Source organism: Serratia liquefaciens ATCC 27592 (assembly GCF_000422085.1).
GTDB classification, from domain to species: domain Bacteria; phylum Pseudomonadota; class Gammaproteobacteria; order Enterobacterales; family Enterobacteriaceae; genus Serratia; species Serratia liquefaciens.
Map to the genome: position 1 here is coordinate 1,797,452 of NC_021741.1, position 23,543 is coordinate 1,820,994.

General features: G+C 56.1%; 25 protein-coding genes and 1 tRNA gene. 6 read left to right on the forward strand and 20 right to left on the reverse strand.

Translation table 11 applies throughout. The features are described from left to right. Positions 1-9: 9 nt before the first annotated feature. The 8 genes from M495_RS08290 to M495_RS08325 all read right to left on the reverse strand — a co-directional run bounded on the left by M495_RS08290 (position 10) and on the right by M495_RS08325 (position 8,455). Positions 10-1,419, reverse strand: a complete 1,410-nt coding sequence (locus M495_RS08290; RefSeq protein WP_020826187.1) for a c-type cytochrome — start codon at positions 1,417-1,419, stop codon at positions 10-12. Then, a complete protein-coding gene (locus tag M495_RS08295; RefSeq protein ID WP_020826188.1) occupies positions 1,416-3,071 on the reverse strand; it encodes a GMC family oxidoreductase in 1,656 nt (551 codons plus the stop codon). Before M495_RS08295 ends, M495_RS08290 begins: the two co-directional genes overlap by 4 nt. A 15-nt stretch (positions 3,072-3,086) precedes the next feature. Next, positions 3,087-3,647: a sorbitol dehydrogenase family protein gene (locus M495_RS08300; RefSeq protein ID WP_020826189.1), complete on the reverse strand. Its 561-nt coding sequence runs from the start codon at positions 3,645-3,647 to the stop codon at positions 3,087-3,089. Between the two features lie 409 nt (positions 3,648-4,056). Next, positions 4,057-4,854, reverse strand: coding sequence for a DNA/RNA non-specific endonuclease (locus tag M495_RS08305; RefSeq protein WP_020826190.1), 798 nt, complete (start codon positions 4,852-4,854; stop codon positions 4,057-4,059). Between the two features lie 165 nt (positions 4,855-5,019). Continuing rightward, positions 5,020-6,480 carry a TrkH family potassium uptake protein gene (locus M495_RS08310; RefSeq protein ID WP_020826191.1) on the reverse strand — a complete coding sequence of 487 codons (1,461 nt, stop codon included), beginning with the start codon at positions 6,478-6,480 and terminating at the stop codon, positions 5,020-5,022. A 139-nt stretch (positions 6,481-6,619) separates the two neighbouring features. Further along, a complete protein-coding gene (locus M495_RS08315; RefSeq protein WP_020826192.1) occupies positions 6,620-6,931 on the reverse strand; it encodes a hypothetical protein in 312 nt (103 codons plus the stop codon). A 229-nt stretch (positions 6,932-7,160) separates the two neighbouring features. Beyond that, positions 7,161-7,760 (reverse strand): NAD(P)H:quinone oxidoreductase, encoded by a 600-nt coding sequence (gene wrbA, locus M495_RS08320; protein WP_020826193.1) that lies wholly within the window; start codon positions 7,758-7,760, stop codon positions 7,161-7,163. 77 nt (positions 7,761-7,837) lie between these two features. After that, positions 7,838-8,455 (reverse strand): LysE family transporter, encoded by a 618-nt coding sequence (locus tag M495_RS08325; protein ID WP_020826194.1) that lies wholly within the window; start codon positions 8,453-8,455, stop codon positions 7,838-7,840. A gap of 68 nt (positions 8,456-8,523) precedes the next feature. Here M495_RS08325 and M495_RS08330 point away from each other — a divergent pair, with 68 nt between their 5' ends. Beyond that, positions 8,524-9,447 (forward strand): LysR family transcriptional regulator, encoded by a 924-nt coding sequence (locus M495_RS08330; protein ID WP_020826195.1) that lies wholly within the window; start codon positions 8,524-8,526, stop codon positions 9,445-9,447. Here the strand turns inward: M495_RS08330 and M495_RS08335 are convergent. Continuing rightward, positions 9,431-9,901 (reverse strand): helix-turn-helix domain-containing protein, encoded by a 471-nt coding sequence (locus M495_RS08335; protein WP_020826196.1) that lies wholly within the window; start codon positions 9,899-9,901, stop codon positions 9,431-9,433. The two genes, M495_RS08330 and M495_RS08335, sit on opposite strands and share 17 nt — an antisense overlap. Before the next feature lie 119 nt (positions 9,902-10,020). Continuing rightward, positions 10,021-10,596, reverse strand: coding sequence for a helix-turn-helix domain-containing protein (locus M495_RS08340; protein WP_020826197.1), 576 nt, complete (start codon positions 10,594-10,596; stop codon positions 10,021-10,023). Between the two features lie 67 nt (positions 10,597-10,663). Here M495_RS08340 and M495_RS08345 point away from each other — a divergent pair, with 67 nt between their 5' ends. Continuing rightward, a complete protein-coding gene (locus tag M495_RS08345; RefSeq protein ID WP_020826198.1) occupies positions 10,664-11,578 on the forward strand; it encodes a DMT family transporter in 915 nt (304 codons plus the stop codon). Positions 11,579-11,602: 24 nt separating this feature from the next. Here M495_RS08345 and rutG read toward each other — a convergent pair whose 3' ends face one another. The 6 genes from rutG to rutA all read right to left on the reverse strand — a co-directional run bounded on the left by rutG (position 11,603) and on the right by rutA (position 16,631). Beyond that, on the reverse strand, positions 11,603-12,922 hold the full coding sequence (gene rutG, locus M495_RS08350) for a pyrimidine utilization transport protein G (RefSeq protein ID WP_020826199.1): 1,320 nt from the start codon (positions 12,920-12,922) through the stop codon (positions 11,603-11,605). 66 nt (positions 12,923-12,988) lie between these two features. After that, positions 12,989-13,516, reverse strand: coding sequence for an NADH-dependent FMN reductase RutF (gene rutF / locus M495_RS08355; protein ID WP_020826200.1), 528 nt, complete (start codon positions 13,514-13,516; stop codon positions 12,989-12,991). A 14-nt stretch (positions 13,517-13,530) separates the two neighbouring features. After that, positions 13,531-14,334, reverse strand: a complete 804-nt coding sequence (gene rutD / locus M495_RS08360) for a pyrimidine utilization protein D (protein WP_020826201.1) — start codon at positions 14,332-14,334, stop codon at positions 13,531-13,533. Positions 14,335-14,351: 17 nt separating this feature from the next. Continuing rightward, positions 14,352-14,738, reverse strand: a complete 387-nt coding sequence (rutC, locus tag M495_RS08365) for a pyrimidine utilization protein C (RefSeq protein WP_020826202.1) — start codon at positions 14,736-14,738, stop codon at positions 14,352-14,354. Positions 14,739-14,784: 46 nt separating this feature from the next. Further along, positions 14,785-15,531 carry a pyrimidine utilization protein B gene (rutB, locus tag M495_RS08370; RefSeq protein WP_020826203.1) on the reverse strand — a complete coding sequence of 249 codons (747 nt, stop codon included), beginning with the start codon at positions 15,529-15,531 and terminating at the stop codon, positions 14,785-14,787. Continuing rightward, entirely contained in the window at positions 15,531-16,631 is a 1,101-nt protein-coding gene (gene rutA / locus M495_RS08375; RefSeq protein ID WP_020826204.1) for a pyrimidine utilization protein A, read from the reverse strand. The genes rutB and rutA overlap by 1 nt, the downstream gene beginning before the upstream one ends. Positions 16,632-16,890: 259 nt before the next feature. Here rutA and rutR point away from each other — a divergent pair, with 259 nt between their 5' ends. Next, on the forward strand, positions 16,891-17,565 hold the full coding sequence (gene rutR / locus M495_RS08380) for an HTH-type transcriptional regulator RutR (protein ID WP_046373955.1): 675 nt from the start codon (positions 16,891-16,893) through the stop codon (positions 17,563-17,565). A 51-nt stretch (positions 17,566-17,616) separates the two neighbouring features. Here the strand turns inward: rutR and cycA are convergent, their stop codons facing one another. Then, positions 17,617-19,017 (reverse strand): D-serine/D-alanine/glycine transporter, encoded by a 1,401-nt coding sequence (gene cycA / locus M495_RS08385; protein WP_020826206.1) that lies wholly within the window; start codon positions 19,015-19,017, stop codon positions 17,617-17,619. Between the two features lie 349 nt (positions 19,018-19,366). On the opposite strand from cycA, the gene M495_RS08390 reads away from it, so the two are divergent. After that, positions 19,367-19,439, forward strand: a tRNA-Glu gene (locus M495_RS08390). A gap of 226 nt (positions 19,440-19,665) precedes the next feature. Here M495_RS08390 and M495_RS08395 read toward each other — a convergent pair. Beyond that, positions 19,666-20,490 (reverse strand): nucleotide excision repair endonuclease, encoded by an 825-nt coding sequence (locus M495_RS08395; protein ID WP_020826207.1) that lies wholly within the window; start codon positions 20,488-20,490, stop codon positions 19,666-19,668. 149 nt (positions 20,491-20,639) lie between these two features. On the opposite strand from M495_RS08395, the gene M495_RS08400 reads away from it, so the two are divergent. Further along, positions 20,640-20,840 carry a putative periplasmic lipoprotein gene (locus tag M495_RS08400; RefSeq protein WP_020826208.1) on the forward strand — a complete coding sequence of 67 codons (201 nt, stop codon included), beginning with the start codon at positions 20,640-20,642 and terminating at the stop codon, positions 20,838-20,840. A gap of 90 nt (positions 20,841-20,930) precedes the next feature. Then, on the forward strand, positions 20,931-21,374 hold the full coding sequence (tolA, locus tag M495_RS08405; protein ID WP_020826209.1) for a cell envelope integrity protein TolA: 444 nt from the start codon (positions 20,931-20,933) through the stop codon (positions 21,372-21,374). Between the two features lie 13 nt (positions 21,375-21,387). Here the strand turns inward: tolA and M495_RS08410 are convergent, their stop codons facing one another. Beyond that, positions 21,388-21,882, reverse strand: a complete 495-nt coding sequence (locus tag M495_RS08410; protein ID WP_020826210.1) for a DedA family protein — start codon at positions 21,880-21,882, stop codon at positions 21,388-21,390. 81 nt (positions 21,883-21,963) lie between these two features. Beyond that, on the reverse strand, positions 21,964-23,277 hold the full coding sequence (locus M495_RS08415; protein ID WP_020826211.1) for an MFS transporter: 1,314 nt from the start codon (positions 23,275-23,277) through the stop codon (positions 21,964-21,966). Between the last annotated feature and the right edge of the window lie 266 nt (positions 23,278-23,543).

Here is a 23,543-nt window from a genome sequence, read left to right on the forward strand (position 1 = left end):
GTCATCAATTCAGCGCCGTTTTCTCCCCAACAGCCATGCCATAAAGATCAACGCCACCACCGCAATGCCGATTGCCGGGGCCATATAAGGCTGCAGCATCGCCAGCAGTGGCACCGGGCCACCCAGGCGCAATACGCTCACGTCCGCAGCGCTGACCTTCACTGCGGGATTGCCGTACTGCTGCAGCACATAATTGCTGATAGCGGCGATCTGCTGGTCGTTCAACGGATTGACGTACGACAGCGGGCCAAAGTTCGGCATCAGCACGTGCTGATCGCCCACCTTTCGCTCGACCCCGAACAGTATGGCCGAGATCAGGTTGGCCGGATTGCTTGAACCGGTGGCGGTATTATTGAACAGCGAAGGATAAGCCTGGTTTTTGCTGCCGCTGCCGTCCGGTTGGTGGCAACTGGCGCAGTTGCCGCTGAATAACGCTGCGCCGTCGGTAACGGTGTTGTTGGCATTGGCAGGCTGCAACCCGCGCAGCTGAGGCTCAACGTTCAACGGTTTGCCGTAACTGTCGGCCGGCTGGCTATCCTTGGCATCTCTGACAGGCGTGGTGCTTTTCAGGTAAACGGCAATAGCCGCCAGATCGTCATCGGAAAAATATTGCAGGCTGTTTTCGATGGCTTCCGCCATGCCACCGGCGGCCTGGTTTTTGCCGACCACCCGACCAGTTTTCAGGTACTGCACCAGTTGCTGGTTGCTCCAGCCGCCGATACCGCTGATCGGGTCTGACGTGATATTGGGAGCGTACCAGCTGCCGACCATGCCACCCGCAAGAGCCTGACTGCTGTCTTCAGCCATCAGCAGGTTGCGCGGGGTATGGCAGGTGTCGCAGTGCCCAGGCCCGTTAACCAGATAAGCCCCCCGGTTCCATTGCTCGCTTTTGGCCGCATCGGGTGCAAATCGGCCGTCTTTGAGAAACAGCAGATTCCAGGCGGCCATGCTAAAGCGCAGGTTGAATGGGAAGGGCAGGTCGGTCAGCGTATTTTTCTGATCGACCGGCTTCACGCCGTGCATAAAGTAGGCATACAGCGCCTTGATGTCCGCATCGCTCAACCTGGTATAAGAGGTATAGGGCATGGCGGGATAGAGGTGGGTGCCATCGGCACGGATCCCGTCCCTGACGGCACGAGCAAACTGCTCTTCGCTATAACTGCCAATGCCCTCCGCGTTTGATGGGGTGATGTTGGTTGCGTAAATCACGCCCATAGGGGAACTGATACCATAGCCGCCGGCAAAGGGGGTACCGCCTTCGGGTTTGGTATGGCAGGCCTGGCAGTCCGAGGAGATAGCAATCTGTTCGCCTTTTTTAATCAACGCCGCACCGCTTAACTCTCCGTTATCCGCCGCCTGCACGGCGCTGCCGCCGAGCAACAGCAGGGATAATAGCGTCAGTTTCGCCTGTTTTTTCATGGTTTCACCGCCAGTACCCGCGCAATGTCATCGGCGGCCTTGATGCCCAGAGCTGCCATGGTCAAGGTGCTGTTCACCACGCTGGCGGAAGGAATTGCGCCGCCGCCCGGCAACCAAAGGTTGGCATGGTCATGGGTGCGGCAGTTGCCATCGACCACCGAGTCTGCTGGGTTATCGCCCATGATGGTGCCGCCCATGATGTGGTTATTGGCATTCAGGCTGGTGGTGATGTTGAACTCTTCGGCGTCGAACAGTTGGCCGATATGTTCCAATTGCTTATGTGCGGCCTCTGCGCCTTTACGCACGTAATCGCCGACATCGTAGTGGATGTCCGGGCAAGGCAAACCGTGGGCATCTTTGCGGGTTTTACTCAGCGTCAGGCGGTTATTTGGGTCTGGTAACGGTTCCAGGCTGATGGATAAATCGACGCCGTAAGCGGCGCGACGGCGTATTTCGGCATCCAATTCTTTACCGACCAAGCCTTGTTCCAGCGCCTTCTGGGTGGCAGGCACGACCCGGTTGATGTTGTTGAGGATCATCTTATTGGCCGAGTAGTCTTTGCGGAACTCACCGTCACGTGGGCCGACCAGGCAGCTGCTCTGCGCCGGGCCACGCCCGAGCCACAGCGGCTCTTTCGCCAGGAAAGTACAGTGAAAACCGGAGTGATCCATCATGTTACGACCGACCTGATCGGAAGCGTTGGCGATGCCGTTCGGGTTGCGATCGTTGGCCGCCATCAACAGCAGGCGCGGCGTTTCTATGCCGTTACAGGCCAACGCGAAAGCCTTGGCCGTGGCCTGGTGAGACTGCTTTTTGTTGTCAAGCCAATGCACCGCAGTGACCCGATTTTGCTCATCGGTATCTATTTTGTAGACCACCGCTTCCGCCAGCACCACCGCACCTTTCATTTCAGCACGTTCAACATGATGAATGCCGTTGTACATGGCGCCGATGGGGCAAATGGGCTGGCAGTTATTGTTGCCGCAGCAGGTTGGACGGCCCTTCCACGGGTGGGTACTGCGCCCCTGTGGGATCGGAACTGAACGGTAGCCGTGCGGGTTAACCACTTCGGCAAAACGAATATCGCCATGCGCCCAGGGCACCATATCCATCGGGTAGGGTTTGCTGCGTTCAACCGGCGACTGCTGCTGCGGATCGTTAGGGCCCGCCACGCCAATTTCCTCTTCGGCCCGGCAATAGTACGGCTCAAGTTCATCATAGGAAATCGGCCAGTCGCGGCCAACGCCGTACAGGGTTTTCATTTGGAAATCGCTGGGCAGGTGGCGCCAGCAGGACGCGGCCCAGTGCCAGGTGGTGCCGCCGACGGTACGTAGATACCCTTGCTTGAAGCTGCCTGAGCTCGGGCCGCTCAGGGCGACATAGTTGTTTTCAGGAAAATAGAGCGGAGCAGTGGCGAACTCGGATTGCGGGTACAACCCTTGATAATCGGAGCCGGCGCGGTTATCAAAAGGCATATTGCGCCAGTTTTCTACGGCCTGGGCGCGTTCAATACGCAGGCCTGCTTCCAGCACCAGCACAGAATAGCCCTGGCTGACTAATTGATCGGCCATCATGCCGCCCACAATGCCGGAGCCCACGATCACGATATCGGCCGAGGCGTTGCCATCGGCAGTAAATTCAGGTTTTTTCATTAGAAGACTCTCAGATCACAGGGAAGCGTTGACCGCTGGAGGGGGAGCGGTCCACCACAACGGGCCATTGCCGCAGTAGGTGGGAACGATCAGCGCGTCGCTGGCGGGGCGGTACATCAACGCGTCTTTATAGGCAATCAGCTCAGCCGTTTGGCCGTGGCCGACGGTGCCGGTATACCAGGCGGTGATAATGGCGGTCACCAGGGTCTGCAAGCCGGCCTGAATGGCCAGTTGTTGCAGCTGTTTTGCGCTTTGACCCGACTGTAACAGCCCACCAAGCTGCTCAACCTGCGTGGCGAACTGATCATTCTGATTATGTAAGGCCGTAAAAATACGCGCCGACATTCCCTGATCGATGTCCTCATGTTCGCTCAATGTCTGGGATATTTTGAAGAAACGAGCAAACTGCAGCGGGTTGGCCGCCGCGGTATGTTGTTCTGCCAGGCTGAGGAACGGGTAACTGAGCAATGACGTTGCCAGCAGGGTTGAGGCCAGCCCCAGCAGCACTTCCCGCCGACTGAAACCGGTTCCATTTTTGGTCGGTAACTCACCATCGTCTGATAACAAATTTTCCATGTGTTTTTCTCACAAAACAGGTGTTATTGCCAAAGCAGGCAAAGGAGAAGGGGTAAAGAGAGATAAAAAATAATCAACAATGGGATAAATGCATTGTTTACGGTTCGGTATCTAATAATTTGGCGGGATATTAACTTGCCGATAACTTTTCGGCAATAAACTTGCTCAAACGCCCTGATAAAAAAGCACAGAAAGAATAAAAAAGACCGGAGGTGTGGCCGCTTGGCGGGAGAGTGAACGGTGCCGTAGCGGGTATTTAAAGATAATTAATGACGGTAAATAACATTATTTCCGCTATTAGGACGGGTTTAAAACGGGGTATTAATAAGTAATGTTTATATTTAAATCACAGGTGCCGTCATTATATTGACCAATAAAAACCCGCCGTAGCGGGTTATTGGTCATTATTTTAGCTCTTGCAACCCATCAGTTCTGGCAGCACGCCCGGTTTGGCTTTCAGCGAAGCCTGTACGTCGTCGGGCAGACCAGCCCAAATAATCAGCCCGGTGCGTTTCTCGATTTCATTCACCGTGACGCGATATTGGCAGAAATCGGCATTTTTCGGGGTGTTTTGGTCAAACAGAAACGCCGCATAGTGGTTCACTTCCGGGCTGTTATTGATAAAGATGACCTTCCAGTAAGCGCTGGGAATGGTGTGCGCTTTCTGGGTGCCCGGCAATTTTCCCATATTGCGTTCGTACAGTGGGCCGGTCACGGTATACACCGAACTGATATCCGCCCGGTCAATCAGCTTGCGTTCCTGATCTTCCAGCCGTGCCCAGGAGCCCTGGTTAAGATCGGCCATCTGCGGGGTGATATTGGAAAGGTAGTTCAGTGATTCCCAGTCAGAGACGCCCGCCAGTGAGGCCAGCGGCGCCTGATGCCCGCGGTCAACTTTCAGTGCCGCGTTGGCACCGGTGTAATCTGCCGGTACCAATGTATCTGCCGGGTTCAGTGCCGGATCGGTCTTCCAGTTACGGGTTTTCCCGCTGGCCGGCGTGTCTTTGGTGATGTGATAAGCCACCCAGTTGGCGAACTTGGTGGTGCTGTTGTTGTTCAGCGTATAAGCATGGCGGACGATGGACACGTTACTGCTGCCACCGGTGGGGCAACCGACCGCGCAGTTGTCGATAGATTCCAATGCCTCGGCGGAAGCCTGGGCGGTAAACAGGACGGTTACCAGAGCTAACATCTTGTTAAAACGCATATTCATATCCTCAATAAGTTATAATAATACTGTATGTATTTACAGTGTTTGTAACTTATCGCAGTGAAACGAATACAACAATGCAACACATTCACGTTACGAATGTGTCAGCATTGGTACAGCAAGGTGGATTAAAACAGCCTGTAAATGGCGGGCTACAAAGCCTTAAAAACGCCAAAAGGCACGCGAGCACAATATCAGCATGGGGTAGATCTCAAGGCGGCCGAGCAGCATCGCCGCGCACATCAACCATTTCGCCGCATCGCTAAGCGTACCAAACCCCGCGGCAGTTTCGCCGAAGCCCAACCCCATGTTATTGATGCAGGCGGCCACGGTGGCGAAAGAGGTCACCAGATCATAGCCCATCAGGTTCAGCAGCCAGATGAAGAAGCAGCTGAAAAAAACGTACAGAAAGAAAAAGCTCCAGACCGACCGTAACACCCGATCGTGAATCGGCGCGTTGCCGACCTTGATGGTGTAAACGGCATTGGGATGCACCAACTGGTTGATCTCATGCCGGCTTTGTTTGTACATGATCAGAAAACGCAGCGCCTTGATGCCGCCGCAGGTGGAGCCCACGCAGCCACCGAAAAAGCTCGCCGCCAATAACAACATAATGGTGTGAGAGGGCATTTTGGCATAGTCGGCGGTGGCCAAACCGTTATCGGTCATCATCGAACTGGTGAGAAAGAAGCCATGCACGAAGGAGTCCTTGGCGCCGTACATGCCGGAACGGTAAAGCTCGAGGCAAACAATCGCCACGATAATCGACAGCACCAGCAGGAAGAAGCGCAGCTCCGGGTTTTTATACAACGGTTTCAGGCTGCGGCGGCCTACGGCGACGAAATACAGGGTGAAGTTCACCGCCGCCAGAATGGAGAAAATACCGCCGACCATTTCGACCGCCGAGCTGTCGTAATAGCCCAGACTCTCGTTGCGGGTGGAAAATCCCCCGAGCGATACGGTGGAAATCCCATGGCAGAGGGCATCGAACCACGGCATGCCGGCAATGCGGAAAGCCACCGTACAGGCCAGCCCCAGGCCGAGATAGATCAGCCACAGGTTTTTCGAGGTATCGGCCAGCCGTGGCGTCAGTCGTTCTTCTTTGAATGGTCCGGGCATTTCCGACTGATAAAGCTTGGCGCCACCGATACCCAGCAGCGGCAGCACGGCCACGGCTAACACAATGACGCCGAGACCGCCGATAAAGTTGAGCTGGGAACGGTAGTAGAGAAAGGATTTAGGTATGCCCGAGACATCGTTAAGTACCGAAGCGCCGGTGGTGGTGATGCCGGACACGCCTTCGAACATCGCGTCCGTCAGGCTGACGTTCAGCGTGTCATCGAGCCACAGCGGCAGGGCGCTGATCATCGAAAACAGCAGCCAGAACATGACGATAATCAGAAAACCGTCCTGGGTACGCAATTGTACTTTGGCCTGACGGGTGCTGAACCAGCCTAACCCACCGAGCGATCCGGCAATCACCAGGGTATAGAAAAAGGAGAAAACGCTTTTTTCTTTATAGAGCAGCGCCACCAGCAGAGGTGGAATCATTGACAGGCTGTAAAGGAAAACTAAAAAACTGCAAAGATGAATAACGACCAATATCTGCTTATTCTTGACCATAATACTTGCGCCCGAGTTGCCTGACGGCAATGAGTCAATTTATTCTTTAAGCCTGAAAGAATAAGGCAGGCGATATAAAAATAACGTAAAAATTCATATCGCCTGAAAGGGTTGGCACGTTTTTTAATCGCAATGGCGATTATTCCAACAGGGTGTTTACGGTGCGACGCACGTATTGCGTCATTTGCGCCAGATCCTCGGGGGACACCGGCCCACCGCCGGCACGTACCACTTGCTGTTCTATTTGAGCAATTTCCTGCTCGACCTTATTGGCAATCTGTACCTTGACGATCTTATCCACCGACGAGAGCAGCACCTTCAACACCACTTTCAGCGCCACATTCTCGCAGAACGAATCGTAGTGATGAACCGCAGGCGGTGCTGCGGGGGGCTCGGGTGCGCGCGGGGCCATAGCCTTGAAACTGTCTACATTTTCAATAATAAGATCCATGTCTCTTATTAGTTCATCAAAATCTTTAGACACTGACTTATTTCCCTTCGCTATGCGCAAAAACAGAACGCCCGTCATCAGGGCAAAGGCCGGTGATTGGCGGGCAGAACGAATTTCGACCGTGACGTTCAGGTAGTGAATGGCAGGCTGAGCGGCATTTTAACCTTGCCGGGGGTTGGCAACAAGATGGGGCCGCAGGAATCCGCGGCCCCATCGGGCAGGTGATAGCTTAACTATTCAGCTTGGCGGTGATTTTCGCTACGTGTTCACCCTGGAAGCGGGCAATGGCCAGCTCTTCCGCACTGGGCTGGCGCGAACCGTCGCCACCGGCAATGGTGGTTGCTCCGTAAGGGGTGCCGCCGCGGGTTTGTGATACGTCAAACAGCTCGGGTGCTCCGTAACCGATAGGCACAATAATGAAACCGTGGTGCGCCAGCGTGGTCCAGGTTGAGCTGATTGTGTGCTCCTGACCACCGCCGGTACCGGTGGAAGAGAATACGCTGCCTACCTTGCCGTACAGGGCGCCGGAAGCCCAGAGCCCGCCGGTTTGATCGAGGAAGGTCCGCATTTGGCCCGCCATGTTGCCAAAGCGGGTTGGGGTACCGAAGATGATGCCGTCGTAATCGGCCAGTTCCTGCGGGCTGGCGACAGGGGCCTGTTGATCTTGCTTGCCGCCGGCTTTGGCAAAGACTTCTGCCGGCATGGTTTCCGGCACGCGTTTTAGGGTGACTTCTACGCCACTGACCTTGCGTGCGCCTTCCGCTACCGCGTTCGCCAGGGTTTCAATATGTCCGTACATTGAGTAATACAGTACCAAAATTTTCGCCATGTTCCGTTCTCCGCTGTGGTGGATGAAAGAGATGCTTCCTAAGCATAGGAGTGAATGCGGAACTTGGCCTTGTGGCCTTATCTCATCCCGGCTATCGCCAGCAGCGCACCGAAGGTAATCAGCAGGCCACCAAATACCCTGTCTATGCCTTTACGCAGGCGCAGCAGTCGCGCATTGATGCCCGGCGCGGAAAACAGCAGCGCAACGGCGCTGAACCACAGGATATGGGCCAGGGCGATAAACAAGCCGTAGCCGATTTGCACCGCCAACGACGTCTGTGGATTAACCACCTGCATAAACAGGCTGACGACAAAAATGGTGGTTTTCGGGTTCAGCGCATTGGTTAAGAAGCCGGTTTTCAGCGCGGCGAAATCGCTGGCGGCGGTGGGGGTCGCACCGGCAGAAACCGTGGCAGCACCGGCATTACGCAGCATGCTGACACCCAGGTAAATCAGGTAGGCAGCGCCAATCATCTTCAACAGGGTGAATAGCCACAGCGATTGCTGGATCAGCACGCCGACGCCGATCAGGGTGTAGCTCACGTGGATCAACACCCCGGCACCAATGCCGCAAGCGGTCACCACGCCGGCACGACGGGAAAGCAACAGGCTGTTGCGCGACACCATGGCGAAATCAGGCCCTGGGCTAATGACGGCAAGTAAAGTGATGGTGACGACAGCGATGAGTTCGGTCATAGTAATCCTGTAGATGAATCAGAAGAGAGTGGCTGATTTATAAAGGGAATGGCCGACGGTGACAAACGATGAAAACTGACGATTTCGGTGAGAAAAATTCACGCAAAATAAACCGACCACTGTCATTGGGCGGATTGCGATGCTTTGAAGCAGCGGCCAGGCTGGAAAGTTTCACCCAGGCGGCGAACAGTTTAAACCTGACGCACGGGGCGGTGAGTCGTGCGGTCAGGGCGCTGGAGGATGAGCTGGGTATTGCGTTGTTTGAACGTCGTCATCGGCGGGTGTATCTGACGGCCGCCGGGCGGACGTTGTTTCAGGCGTCGCAGCAGGCATTCGGCATTCTGGAGCTGACTGCGCAACAACTGCGGCAGCAGGCACAGGACGCACCGCTGGTATTGTCCTGTGAACCGACGCTATTGATGCGTTGGCTGATACCCCGCCTGCCTGCGTTTCAGTTGGCGCACCCGGACATCCATCTGCAGTTGGTCGCGGGCGGCGGGCCATTTTCGTTTCACGACGGCATCAGCGCCGCCCTACGGCGCAACGATTTTGACTGGGGTGATAAGCTGCACAGCCAGTGGCTGTTCAACGAGCAAGTCGGGCCGGTATGCAAGCCTGAAATGCTGCCGCGTTTTATCTCCCTCCACGCCGGTCAGCCGCAGTTGAGCCGCGATGTGGTGCTGTTACATTCGGCCACCCGGCCTGATGCCTGGCGGCATTGGGCTCAGCAGCAGAGTGTGTCGTTGGAAGGCTGTCCAGAGCAGCGTTTCGATCACTTTTACTTCAGCTTGCAGGCGGCGGTGGCGGGGATAGGCGTCGCTATTGGCCCTTGGCAGCAGGTGCGGGATGATGTGGCCGGTGGGCTACTGAGCGCCCCCTTTGGTTTTACGCTGGACGGTAGCGGTTATTGTCTGCTGACGCCGCAAGAAATCAGGCCGGGCAGCGCGCTGGCCCGGCTGGCGGACTGGCTGAAACTCAGTGCAGACGCTTGAGCTTTTGCTCCAGGCGCTGGCGTTGCCAACGGCTGAAGAAGTCGCGTAACAGCAGGGTGCGCGTCGCGCGCATAATCACCGCGATACTCATGCCGGCCATGGCCCAAAGCGACCACAGATATTGCGGATGAGTAAACCAGTTAATGGCGAACAACAGCACTGCGATAAATGCGAACCTCACTATCATGCGCAGCAGCCTGCCTTCTTCCTCCACCTGTCGGCGAATCGCCTGCTCGGCCTGGCTGCTGTCGCTGTTTTCCTGTTGCGGCGGCTGGTTGAGATCGCCAATCTGTAACTCCAGCGCCGCGGCTATCGCGGTCAGGGTTTCCAGGCTGGCCTGCTCGCCATTTTCAAGGCGCTGAACGGTACGGGTGCTAAGCCCGGCAATGCTGGCCAATTGTTCCTGAGACCAGCCTTTTTCCAGCCGTAATTGCCGGATGCGGTAAGTTTGCATTGCACGCTCCAAAAATGAACCTTCATTGAGGCCAAGTGTAGGAGTTGAGGCCGTTGACCGCCACGACAGGCGCATGACATCTGTACGACAGCCAGGTGACAACCCGCTGAGTATGCGGGTTAGAAGGTGACGTTACGGATAAAGCGCAGCGGAAAATCGGTGCGGTTGGCGTAGGCATAGTGCTGATCGCTGTTGAACACCTGAGTTTGGCCGGCGTCCAGCGTCAGGGTTTGCTGTTCCAGCACCAGCGTCAGGCTGCCGGTAATCACGTAGATTATTTCACTCCAGCCTTCGGCATCCGGCACAGAATCGTAGTGCTCGCCGGGCATCAGCGTCCATTCCCAAAGCTCAACCCGCTGACGAGCAGGCACGCTGGCGGCAAACAGAGCCTGACTTGCCGGCTGTACGCCTTGCCATGCCAATTCGCCGACCAAATGGCTGCCGCGCGCTTCGGGAGCCTGGATCAGATCGGTGAAGGCGATATTTAATGCTTCGGCCAATTTGTCCAACACCGCCAGGCTGACGTTGCGGTCACCGGCCTCGATGCCGGCCAGCATGCGGCGGCTGACGCCGGATTTTTCCGCCAGCATCACCTGGCTTAGCCCCGCCTGCTGGCGATAGCCACGCAGGTTGCTGCTCAGGTATTGCAACACCTTGGGCGCTTCATGTTTACCGCTGTTCACCGTATTGCTCATCCCAGGGCTTTACCTCATACTGGCAGGATCTGTGCATTATATTGCACCCAGCAGGAAGGGCAAGCCGGTGTCTGCAGTAAAAAAATCCTCTATTTTCACTTTCATTCCCACGATAAAGCGGCAGGAAGCGGTGCTGATTTTCATCACCATGATCTGGGGCGGAACCTTTCTGGCGGTCCATCTTGCGATGCAGGTCAGCGGGCCGTTCTTCTTCGTGGGTTTGCGCTTCGCTGCGGCTACGCTGGTGCTGACATTGTTCTCTCTGCGCAGCTTACGCGGATTGACCTGGTATGAGCTGAAAGCGGGCGTGTTTATCGGTATCGCCATCATGTTCGGTTACGGCCTGCAAACCGTGGGGCTGCAAACCATCAGCAGCAGTCAGTCGGCGTTCATCACCGCCATGTATGTGCCGATGGTGCCGTTATTGCAGTGGTTGGTGCTCGGGCGTTTCCCCGGCGTTATGGCCTGGGTCGGCGTGTTATTGGCCTTCAGTGGCCTGATGCTCTTGGCCGCGCCAAGCAGTACCGATATGGCGCTTAGCATCGGTGAGATCCTGACGTTGATTGGCACGCTGGGCATGGCTGCCGAGATCATTTTGATTGGTGCCTATGCGGGCAAGGTTAACGTTAAGCGGGTGACGGTGGTGCAATTGGCAACGGCCTCGCTGGCGGCGTTTCTGATGATGGTACCGACCGGCGAGTCGGTACCGCCTTACAGCAATTACCTGCTCTACAGCGCAGTCGGCCTGTGGCTGGCCAGCGCCATCATTCAAGTGACGATGAACTGGGCGCAACGAAGCGTTTCGCCGACGCGTGCCACGGTCATTTATGCCGGCGAGCCGGTGTGGGCCGGGCTGGTGGGGCGCATTGCAGGCGAGCGTTTGCCGGGCGTAGCGCTATTGGGCTGTGCGCTGATCGTATTGGGCGTGCTGGTCAGCGAAATGCGTATTCGACGTAAAGCAAAGGCGGCGTTGGTTGAATAAGGCCCGGCAAGCCGGGCCGCGGTGCTAACGGGTAGCGCTGTCTGCCAGTGGCAAGATTTTACGGTTGCGCAATAGCGCATTGAGGATAATGGCACCGAAAGTGGCGGTGCCAATGCCCCCCATGGTGAAGTTGCCGAGGGTCAGGGCAAATTCCCCTGCACCCAACACCAGCGTTACCGCCACCATAATCAGGTTGCCGTTATCCCCCAGATCAACCTTGTTTTGCACCCAGATGCGCGCGCCGGCGACGGCAATCAAGCCGAACACCACGATCGAAGCACCACCCAGCACCGGCCCGGGAATAGTGTGGATCAATGCACCGAACTTGGGTGAAAACCCCAGCACAATCGCTACCGCTGCGGCGGCGACAAACACTAGCGTGGAGTAGATTTTGGTGACCGCCATCACCCCGATATTTTCGGCATAGGTCGTCACTCCGGTGCCCCCGACCGAGCCGGATAGCATTGTCGACAACCCGTCGCCGACGAAGGCGCGACCGATATAAGGGTCAAGATCCCGGCCGGTCATACCCGCCACCGCTTTCACATGCCCGAGGTTTTCCGCCACCAAAATGATCGCTACCGGGGCAATCAGCAGCATGGCATGCAGGTTAAATACCGGTGCGGTGAATTGCGGCAGACCGAACCAAGGGGCTAGGCTCAGTGCGCTGTAATCTACCGGTTTGCCGAGGCCGAAACCGTTGGTCGCCACGACGTAAATCAAATAGGCGGCGATCAGGCCAACCAGGATCAGCAACCGCTGCATCAGCCCGCGGGTAAAAACCGCCACCGAACCGATACACAAGATAGTGACCACCGCCATCCAACTGTCAAAATGGGAGGCTGAAACGCTGCGCACCGCAATGGGCGCCAGGTTGAGGCCGATAGCCATGACCACCGCCCCTGTCACTACCGGCGGCATCAGCCGCTCTATCCAACGGGTGCCAACGCTCATCACCACGAAACCGATCAGCAGATACACCAGCCCGCAGGCGATGATGCCACCGAGGGCAAGGGCAATATTGGGGTTGGCGCCCTGGCCGCTGTAACCGGTCAGGGTGATGACCAGCCCGACAAATGCCGCGCTCGAGCCGAGATAGCTCGGTACCCGACCGCCGACCACCAGAAAAAACAGCAGCGTGCCGATACCGGACATCAGAATGGCCAGATTGGCGTCAAAGCCCATCAGCAAAGGCATCAGCACCGTAGCACCAAACATCGCCACCGCATGCTGCAAACCCATCACCAACGTCTGGGTCACTGGCAGCCGTTCATCGGGCGCAACAACCGCACCGTCCAGATTGCCTTGCTTCAGCCGCCATTGGGGAAACCAGGTATTCGCCATCGTCATCTCCAAAATATTGAGGTGCAGGTTAGGGTTACAGATGCGAGCGTTGCGGCTACGCGCCGATCATTGTTTCAACAGCGAGTGATAACGCCGGTCAAAATAGGCCAGGCCGTGGCTGTGGTCATTGCGGGCCAACGCCACCGCCTGACAGAACAGAATGTCGTGGGTGCCGACGCTGACAATCTGGCTGATTTGGCAATCGAAAGAAGCCAGCGCGCCGTGCAAAATCGGGGCGCCGGTCACCAGCGTAGACCAGCGAGCGGCGGAGAATCGCATGTCCATCGGCGTTTTGCCGCCGAACAGATTCGACAGCGATTCGTGCTCTGCCGCCAGCGTATTGACGCACAGCGTTTGGTTTTGCTTGAACACCGCATACACCGACGCCGAGCGGTTCAGGCACACCAGCAACGTGGGGGGCGTGTCGGTGACGCTGCATACCGCAGAGGCGGTAAAACCGGCGCGGCCTGCGGGGCCATCGGTGGTAATGATATTCACCGCCGATCCCAGGCGGGCCATGGCATCGCGGAAGTCTTGTTTTTCTACGTACGCTGGTTGCAGCGGTGCATCGGCAAACCCTGTTTGGCTTTGCATAAGGTGTCTCCGGGCTAGAGGGCGAGGCTGCTGCTGGCGTTCGGCGTTTTCAATAGCCAGTCCAGCAGGGTGCGGTTGAAAGTTTCGCTGTCGGTCACGCTCATCGCGTGGCCGCCGTAGGTCATCTGCGCCAGCTCGCCGTTGGGCAGGCTTTCTGCCAGCTGATGCGAACAGAGATAGGGCACCAGCAGATCGTCGCGAGCGCACAAGGCCAGGGTTGGTGTGGTGATGTCCGCCAGGTGAGGGCGGAAATCGGTATTGATCAATGCATTCAGGCGGCGCAGCAGGTTTTCTGTGCCCTGAAAATGCGCAGTTTGGTGCGGCAACTCTTCACCTAGCAAGGCTTCGTGCTGCGATAGCCAGTCTGCGGGGAACAGAAACAGCGGCTGGGCGCGCACATAGGCTTCAACGCCGCTGTTAAGCAGCAGATCCTGTCGGACGTGGAAGCAGCGCCGGGTCTGGCTGTCCAGCGCCGGCCAGCCGTTGACCACCACCAGTTTTTCCAGCAACTGCGGCTGGGTGAGCGCCAGTTGCAGGCCAATCATGCCGCCCAGCGCGTGGCCGACGAAATAACAGCGTTCGATACTGAACGAACGCAGCAGTTGCGCTACTTCATCCGCCATATCGGCCATGCTATAGCCGTCCGGTACCACGCCTTTGCTGCGGCCGGTGCCATAGTGATCGTAAATGACCACCCGGAAATGCCGGGTTAGCGCATCAATCTGCGGTTGCCAGAAGCTACCCGAGCCACCGAGGCCTGCGGACAGCACCAGCGTCGGCGCCAGTGGCGTATCTTTTCCCAAAATCTCAAAGTACATGCTCGATCCTCAATGGCTCAGCGGCCGATATGGGCCACTGTGGCGATTTCAATCAATGCGTCCGGCTTCACCAGCCCGCACTGAATGCAGTAGCGGGCCGGTTTATCGCCAGGAAAATACTCGGCATACACCTGATTGATGGCGGCATAGTTTTGCCAGTCGGTGAGGAAGATCGAGTTAAAGGTCACGTCGTCCATGCTTCCACCGGCGGTTTCGATCACCCTTTTGATGGTCTCCAGCACGTGGCGTGTTTGTGCCGCGGCGTCACCGACGTGAACGACGTTATTGTCTTTATCGAAGGCCAGCGTACCCGAGACATACACCACGCCGTCGGCCAGGGTGCCCGGAACAAAGGGAGCCAGCGGTTTGCCGCTGCCCGGTGGAGTGATCACTGTTTTTGGCATTGTCGCGCTCCTGGTGAAGGTTTTTTTGGGTTTAAACAGGCAACATTCATGCCGTCTGGCTAAGCGGAGCGGCGAGAACGTCACAGAAACTGTCGACGTCCGACACCCAGCCGAAAAAGGTTTCGATGTTGTACAGCGCCGCCTGCTGGGCGAACGCCGGGCCGGCCTGGTGGGTGGCGTCGGCCAGCACAATGCCGAAATACTCGAGGAAAAAGCCGTCGCGCAGCGTGGATTCCACACAAACGTTGGTGGCGATGCCGGTAAACACCAGATGGTGAATGCCGTAAGAGCGTAGCAGGCTGTCGAGCTGGGTGTTGAAAAAGCCGCTGTAGCGCGGTTTCGGCAGCACGATATCGCCAGGCTGTGGTTGCAGTTCATCCACCAGGTCGTAGTCCCAATCGCCTTTGGCCAGCAGCTTGCCCATCAGTTCCGGGCGCTGGCGCATGGTTTTCAGCGCGTTGGACTTGTGCCAGTTAGGCGAGCCTTCACCGCCGGCTTCGACGTACTGATTGTCCCAGCCGTTCTGGAAAAAAATCACCTTAATGCCCGCGGCGCGCGCGGCAGTGATGGCACGCTTGATGTTGGCGATCACCGGCGCGGTGGTCGAAACGTCGAACCCGGCCAAATCCAAATATCCCCCCTGCGAAGCGTAGGCATTTTGCATATCGACCACGATTAATGCGGTTTCCTGCGGCGCAAAGGCGATGGCCTCAGGACGGGCGGGCAGGGTGACCGTCGCTCCGCCTTGCGGTGACTGGCGGCGTACCACCGGTTGGGTTTCAACAATTTTCATCATGCCACCTCACGGCTTGCTGCAGTTTGTGGGCAAACGTCTGTCCGGCTTTTCATCAGGGGTTGAATGCGTTCGCCGAAGTCTTCTGTGCCTTGCACGAAGTCGTCGAAAGTCAGCAGCACGCCTTCGGTGCCGGGCACGGTGGCGATTTCATCCATCATGCGCGCCACGTTGGCGTAGGAGCCGACCAGCGTGCCCATGTTGATGTTGACGGCGGAAGTGGGGTCGGCCATTTGGCGCACATTGGTGTCGGCGCCGGATTTAGTGTCTTTGCCGCTCTGCTCGGTGAGCCAGGCCAGGGCTTCGGTATCGGCCCCGGCTTTATAGCTTTCCCATTTGGCGCGGGCAGCCTCGTCGGTTTCATCCGCAATGATCATAAACAGCACGTAGCAGGCCACGCTGCGTCCTTCGGCATCGGCGGCAGTTTTCAACCGGGCAGCCGTCGGGGCGAAAGCGGTGGGGGTGTTGACGCCTTTGCCGAAGCAGAAGTTGTAGTCGGCGTATTTGGCAGAGAAAGCCATGCCCGCATCGCTTTGACCAGCGCAAATCACCTTGATGTCCGCCTGGGGTTGCGGGCTGACGCGACAGTCATCCATCTGGAAAAACTCGCCCTTGAAATCGGATTTTCCGGTGCCCCACAGATCGCGCAGCACCCTGACGTATTCCGCCAGATAGTCGTAGCGACGACCAAAGTACTCGTCACCCGGCCACATGCCCATCTGTTCGTATTCCGGTTTCTGCCAGCCGGTCACCACGTTCAGGCCAAAGCGCCCACCGGAAATAGAATCAATGGTGGAAGCCATACGCGCGACGATGGCCGGCGGCATGGTAAGGGTGGCGGCGGTGGCGTAGATCTTGATGCGTGAGGTTACGGCAGCCAGCCCGGCCATCAGGGTGAAGGACTCCAGGTTATGATCCCAGAATTCGGTTTTGCCGCCGAAGCCGCGCAGTTTGATCATCGACAGGGCGAAATCAAAGTTGTAGTGCTCGGCCTTCTGCACGATGGTTTTATTGAGTTCAAACGTTGGTTTGTACTGTGGGGCATTGCTGGAAATCAGCCAGCCGTTGTTGCCGATCGGAATAAATACGCCAATTTTCATTTGAATACCTCGGGTCAGTGAAGGGGACAATCACAGGCTGCTTGCCTGAACCAAAGCAAACCCGATGCCATGTTTTAAAGTTGTTTATTTATCAATTTGTTATGGTTTATTTGGTGACCGGTTATTGAGTGAATGGTCCAAAACAGACCATTTGGTCAAAATTATCTGCACAAAAAACAGGCGCACCTGCTCATTAAAGGTGCAAAAGATCCCCCGGAAGGGGTAGGTAAAAGCGTGGGTTTCATACCAGGGCTTTGCTATGCTGGCCGGAGTCAGATTGTGCCAAGGAGCCGCAGTGAAGCCACAAGCCGTTAAACCGCCCACGCGCCGCTCGCGTGCGGTAGCTGCAAAACGCAGTACCATCATGGATGCGGCGCTGGAGTTCTTCTCGCTGTACGGTATTCACGGCACCAGTCTGGATCAGGTGGCGGAGCGCGCCGATGTTTCCAAAACCAACCTGTTGTACTACTTCCCCTCCAAAGAAGAACTCTACGTAGCGGTGCTGAAAGGCATTCTCGATGTCTGGCTGGCGCCGCTGAAAGCGCTGCGCGCCGATCAGGAGCCGTTGCAGGCCATTCGTGAATATATACGGCTGAAGCTTGAGGTTTCGCGCCATCATCCGCAGGCTTCACGGCTGTTTTGCCTGGAGATGATCCAGGGAGCGCCGTTACTGAAACAGGAATTGCAGGGTGGGTTGAAGATGCTGGTGGACGAGAAGTCCGCCATGATCGAGCGTTGGATTGCCGAAGGTCATATCGCGCCGATAGAGCCGCATCACCTGATTTTTATGCTGTGGGCGACCACTCAGCACTACGCCGATTTTTGGGTCCAGATAGAAGCGGTAACCGGTAAAACGTTAGAAGATGAGGCGTTTTTTCAGCAGACGGTAGAGAACGTGCAGAGGGTGATTATCGACGGAATACGGCCGCGCTAGGCGCCAGGAGAGGGGTTATTCAGGGGGATAGCGAACTATCCCCCTGTGGGGTTAGGCAGCTTTCTTCTTACGCAGGAATACGTAAGACAGACCCAGGATCACAAACCACAACGGCGTGACGATCAGCGCCTGGCGGGTGTCATCGCGCAGCGTCAGCAGCACCAACACAAACACGAAGAACGCCATACAGACCCAGCACATCAGTTTGCCGGCCGGCATCTTGTAAATCGATTTCTGGTGCAGCGCCGGACGCTTCTTGCGATAAACCAGGTATGAACACAGGATAATGGTCCAGACAAACATGAACAGGATCGCCGAGACGGTGGTCACCAGCGTGAACACGGTCATGACGTTCGGGATCAGGTAAATCAGCACCACACCGCCGAGCAGGCAGATACAGGAGAAGGTCAGCCCGTTAGCCGGCACTGCCCGCTTGGACAGATTGGCGAACGACTTGGGCGCATCGCCTTCCTGCGCCAGACCGAACAGCATGCGGCTGGTGGAAAACACCCCGCTGTTTGCGGAAGAGGCGGCGGAGGTCAGCACCACAAAGTTAATCACGCTGGCTGCCGCCGGCAGGCCAATCAGCACGAACAGTTCCACGAACGGGCTCTTGTCGGCAACCACAGAACTCCATGGCGTGACCGACATGATAACGATCAGGGCGAACACGTAGAACATGATGATGCGGATCGGAATGGAGTTGATGGCGCGTGGCAGCACTTTTTCCGGATCTTTGGTTTCAGCCGCGGTGGTACCAACCAGTTCGATACCGACAAAGGCGAACACCGCAATCTGGAAACCGGCGAAGAAACCGCTGATGCCTTTCGGGAACATGCCACCGTCATTCCACAGGTGTGAGAACGACGCGACGGTACCGGTAGGCGACTGGAACTGCATGGCGATCATGACCAGCCCGGCGACGATCAGCCCGACAATGGCAACGATTTTGATCATCGCAAACCAGAACTCCATTTCGCCAAACATCTTCACCGTCGCCAGGTTAAGGCCCAGCAACAACAAGACGCACAGCAACGAGGCGATCCATTGCGACAATCCCGGGAACCAGAACTGGGCATAGGCGGTGATCGCTACCACGTCGGCAATACCTGTGACCACCCAGCAAAACCAGTAGGTCCAGCCAGTAAAGAAACCGGCCCAGGGGCCGAGCAGGTCGGCAGCGAAATCGCTGAAAGATTTGTATTCCAGATTGGAGAGCAGCAGCTCGCCCATCGCGCGCATCACGAAGAACAGCATAAAGCCGATGATCATGTACACGAAGATGATGGAGGGGCCGGCCAGACTGATGGTTTTGCCGGACCCCATAAACAGACCCGTACCGATGGCGCCACCGATGGCGATCAGTTGAATATGTCGGTTAGTTAGGTTTCGCCGTAGATGATCTTCTGACGCAGGCGCGGCGTCTGTGGCTATTTTAGAGTGATCTACCATCTGATGATGTCCTGTTTTACCTGTCATGAGTGAAATAGCGAGCTCTGAAGTGGCTCTTTTTTATACGATTATCCGGTTGGCCCGGCTTTAGTAAGGTAGTGCAATAACGCCACCTTTGTGCAACATGTTTACAACATTTATGCGAGGGATAAAAGTCGATTGTTCTTTACACCGAGGAGGCAAATCGGACGTCTTGGGGGCGGAAGATTACTCCTCGTCGTAGCAGATTAACAGCCCTGATCTGACTTATCTTATTGATATAACAAGGCCTTGGAAATATCGCATGAGAAAAACTAATGGGTGTAAGCGTTTGACGTCGAGGGGGCTGAAGAGAATAGTTTACGTCGTTGGGTGGTGAGCTCCGTCGGTAGAGCAGTTGACTCTCAAGCAACGGGGCACAGGTTCGAACCCTGTACGACCCACTAACAAATCAGATGGTTAGCGATGATTTTTATCTTCTGACTTTTCCGGTGAGAGCAGATTTGGGACGCGCTTCGCAGAAATCACATCAATTCAGCCTGAATGTTCAGTTGAGTGATCTGGCGCAAGTTAGGCCTGACTCTATCTATTTATCGAGACACTACGGCGCTTATTCCCTGCAAAATTGATAATGGAACTTTTAAAGGGATAAATCTGCTTACGCAGGGGTCAGGGCGTATCAATTAAGTGAATGTGCTCACGGCTTTCATGGAATAACCGCCGACAAAGAATACGGTAACAGTCTCGGTCGAACTCATCGGCCGGGAAACTGAGTTTTTCGGCGGCAGACAGCGTCGGTGCCGTACCGAGGTAGAACCAGTTGCTGATGACATGAAAAGCTTTAAGTGGCCCTTGTCGTTCCTCGATCGCGATCCTTCCGGGGAATGGCCAGTGCCGCACCTGGGCCTGCTCCAGGGCGCTAAGCAGCCTGCTCTGGTGCGCTTGTGGGGTCTCTTTACCGCAGCATACTCCCGCGCATTTGCCTAATTGATGGCGAAAGCAGGGTTGTCCGGGGCGTCCTTTTTCAATATCCAGGTACGTCAGGCAGAGCTGCTCTCGATCGGCAATGTCGATCAGAAAATCGACGGCCGCCGCACGCCGCAGAAACAGGCCGTACAAGTTAGGCGTCCGGGAAAAGTCTAGCGCATCGCTGTATACGATTCGCGTTTGGGAGCCCTGTACCTGCAGCGCGCATAGCCGGCGGATTTTACGCAGCCGCTTGTTGTAGAGCGGGCTTTGCTGTTTCACCAGGGAGGATTCAAGCAGCAGCGCACCAATCTCCCCCACGGTTTCGATGCAGGTTATGCGGCGGGTGGCGGCAAGCAACCGAGCTTCGCGCGGATTGCGTAGATGAGACTGAACGCGGCGGCGAATGTTGACGCTCTTGCCTATGTAGAGGGGATGGGCGCCGTTGTCGCCGTGAAAGAAATAAACCCCGCAGCTCTGCGGCAGGTTGGCGACCTCACCGGTCAGATGTTCAGGGTATTGATACATGGATTATCAGAAACTCACTGCTTATAGGGAAGTGGGGTATCACGCCAATGATAATATTTTCTTATTATAATTCACAGCCGGCTTTCAGCTAACGCTAAGAGTTGAGATTTGTTATCATTTGCGAAAATTTTTTCTATAGGGAGATAGAGATGCGTAAAGCGTTAATAATGGCTCTGGGTGTGATGGTACTGTCAGGCTGTGCGGGGCAACAGGACGACTACGAGTCGCGTAACAAGGCCTCTGCAGACCAGGCCGGTGGCAAAGAGTGGAAGGCATTCGTTGCGCCTTTATCCGTCAAAACACAATCGCCGGGCGAGCGAGAAATGAAGCGCGCAACCCGGCAGAACTGATTTACGATAAAGCCCACTTGCGTGGGCTTTTTGCATTCTGAACAGGCACCCGTCAACAGCGGATAGGGCGGTTCTAAAAGGAAGGGAATCATGAGAAAAGTTAATTCAGGATCGGAAACTCGCCTGTCGGCAGTATTGCTCGTTATCGCAACGCTGTTGTTAGCAGGCTGCTCGGGGACGGACACTGCGGCTAAACCTGAGGTATCTGGAGGCGAAGTCGATGACCTTTTCGCAGGATTGCAAGGTAAAACGGCGCCAGCACCTGGGCAAGAGATCAACCGATATATCGCGCAGATCGCAGCGGCTATTCAACGTCATTTTCAATATGACAGCGTCTACGCCGGCAAGGAATGCTCATTACGACTCAAGTTGGCTCCGGATGGCATGCTGTTAGATGTCCGGGCTGAAGGCGGTGATCCCGCACTTTGCCGTGCGGCTGTAGTGGCAACCGCAAATGCCAGCTTTCCCAAACCCCCGACACCGGCGGTTTACGCTGTGGTTAAGAATGCCGCGTTGGAATTCCGTCCTCAATAATCGAGAGCGACCATTAAAACAGCTGACCGACGGACATCAGAGCCACGGCCCACACCCCGGCAGACAGCGCACTGGCGCAATAGACCTGCTTGCGCGGCAGGGCAATCATGCCGGCAACCAATGGCACGGTATAGCGCATTACGGCCAGAAAGCGCGATATAAACAGCAGCGGGATCCCGTTGTTCTGTAATGCGGATTGCGCCTTGTTCACTGCGCCACGGTATCTGACCGGCAGCCAATTCCCACTTTGGCGCTTTTGAAGCCATGCGCCGCAATGGAAAGACAAAACGGAGCCGAACAGGGCACCCAGGGTTATCGCCGCCCAGACATGTGCATCGGCCAACACCGGCTTGCCGGCGACAATGCCTAACATCAACGTCACCGATGCGGGCGGCAGAACCGAAGAAATGAAAATGACCGACTTGCCCAATGCAAACAGAAAAATAAGCAGCAACAGGAGACCGGGCTCCGGGCCGTATTTGGCGATAATAGCGGTTAATGTCTCCATGGATGACCCCCAGAAAATGTAGGGTCAGTGTCTCATTCACCGCTTCAATATAAGCTAAATCGAATGGGCTTCAGCCCAGGCTTACCCACTCACCTGAGCCTGACGCTCGGCGCTCTGCGTAGCCCACCCTTTGAGTGCAAAAATCAGCGCGGCGCACAGCAAAGAGAAAATTGCCAGTACGATCAGGCCGGCATGCGGGCTATCGAAGCGCAGTTCTGCCTCGGTGCGGATTAGCGGTGCCAGGAAACTGAACAGTGCACCCAGCGTGGTGCAAAAACCGATGCCGGCCGCCAGTGCCGGGCCTGAAAGTATCTGCGCCGGTAAGGTCCAGAATATCGGCTGCACCGCCAGGAAGCTGACGGCGCAAAAGCACAACGCAATAATGGCAACAGTCGGTCCGGCATAGGACGAAACAACCAATCCCAGTGCGGCAATCACCATGCAGCCGATGGCGATGGGCAAGCGGCGGGAGGTTTTGCGGTCGGCATAACGCGGGATGTAATAGACCCCAAATGCAGAAACGGCCCAGGGAATTGCCGCTACCAGCGATGCCTTAAACCCGATATTGGTGCCCATCAGCGAGGCCACCTGCGAGGGCAGGAAAAACAACAGGCCATACACGCCGACCTGAATGGTGCCGTAAATAAAAGCCAGGTGCCAAACCTTGGAATTTTTCAACGCCTCTTTCACGCTGCTGGCCTCGGTATTTGTTTGCTCCAGGGCCAACTGTGCCACCAACGCCTGCTTCTCTTCCGGGTTAAGAAATCGCGCCTTGCCCGGGCTGTCGTCAAGATAGAAATAGGCGAAGATCCCCAACACGACGGCCGGTAAACCTTCCAGAACAAACATCCAGAACCAACCTGGCTGCCCCAGCACGCCGTGCATTTCGAGCAACGCGCCAGAAATGGGCGAGCCCAGGGTCAAGGCCGCAGGAACCCCGAGGACAAAGATACCTATCACTGAGGCTCGAACCTTATTGGGAAAATAAAGGGAAGCCAGCAACAGGATACCCGGGTAGAAGCCAGCCTCGGCCAACCCCAACAGGAAGCGCAAGGCGATAAATTGATATTCGTTGCTGACGAAACCGGTGCAGGCGGACAAGGCCCCCCACACTGCCGTGGTGGCGCTAAGCCAGACTTTTGCCCCTAGTTTGTTCATCATCAGGTTGGCTGGAATGCCGAAGATGGCGTAAGCCGCGAAGAAAATCCCTGCACCCAATGCGAAGGCGGATTGCGACAGGCCAATATTCACCGACATTGCCTCCTTGGCAAAGCCTACGTTTACCCGATCGATAAAGGCGACGAAATACAGAGAGAACATCAGGGGGATTAATCTGCGCCACGTTTTTTTAATCGCTGAATTGAGCGCGGAACTGGTGTTGGTCGTATTACTCACGGGGCTACCCTCTCAAACAGGTTAAACAACTGGGGCCGGCGGCGTAACGCCGGCAGCTTGCCTGCACCTATTGCCACTGCGGAACATTCACCGTCGGTTTTCAGTTTTCACCCAAAGGTCTAAAGGACTAATGGTCAGGCCTTTGTGGGCAAAAAAAAGCAGCAATGCAGGCTATCCTGGCCTGTGCAGCCACGGAAAATCTGTTGGTAGAAACCAAAAATTGACAATTGGTTAACCTGAAATTCACACATGGCCGGTCGTGATTC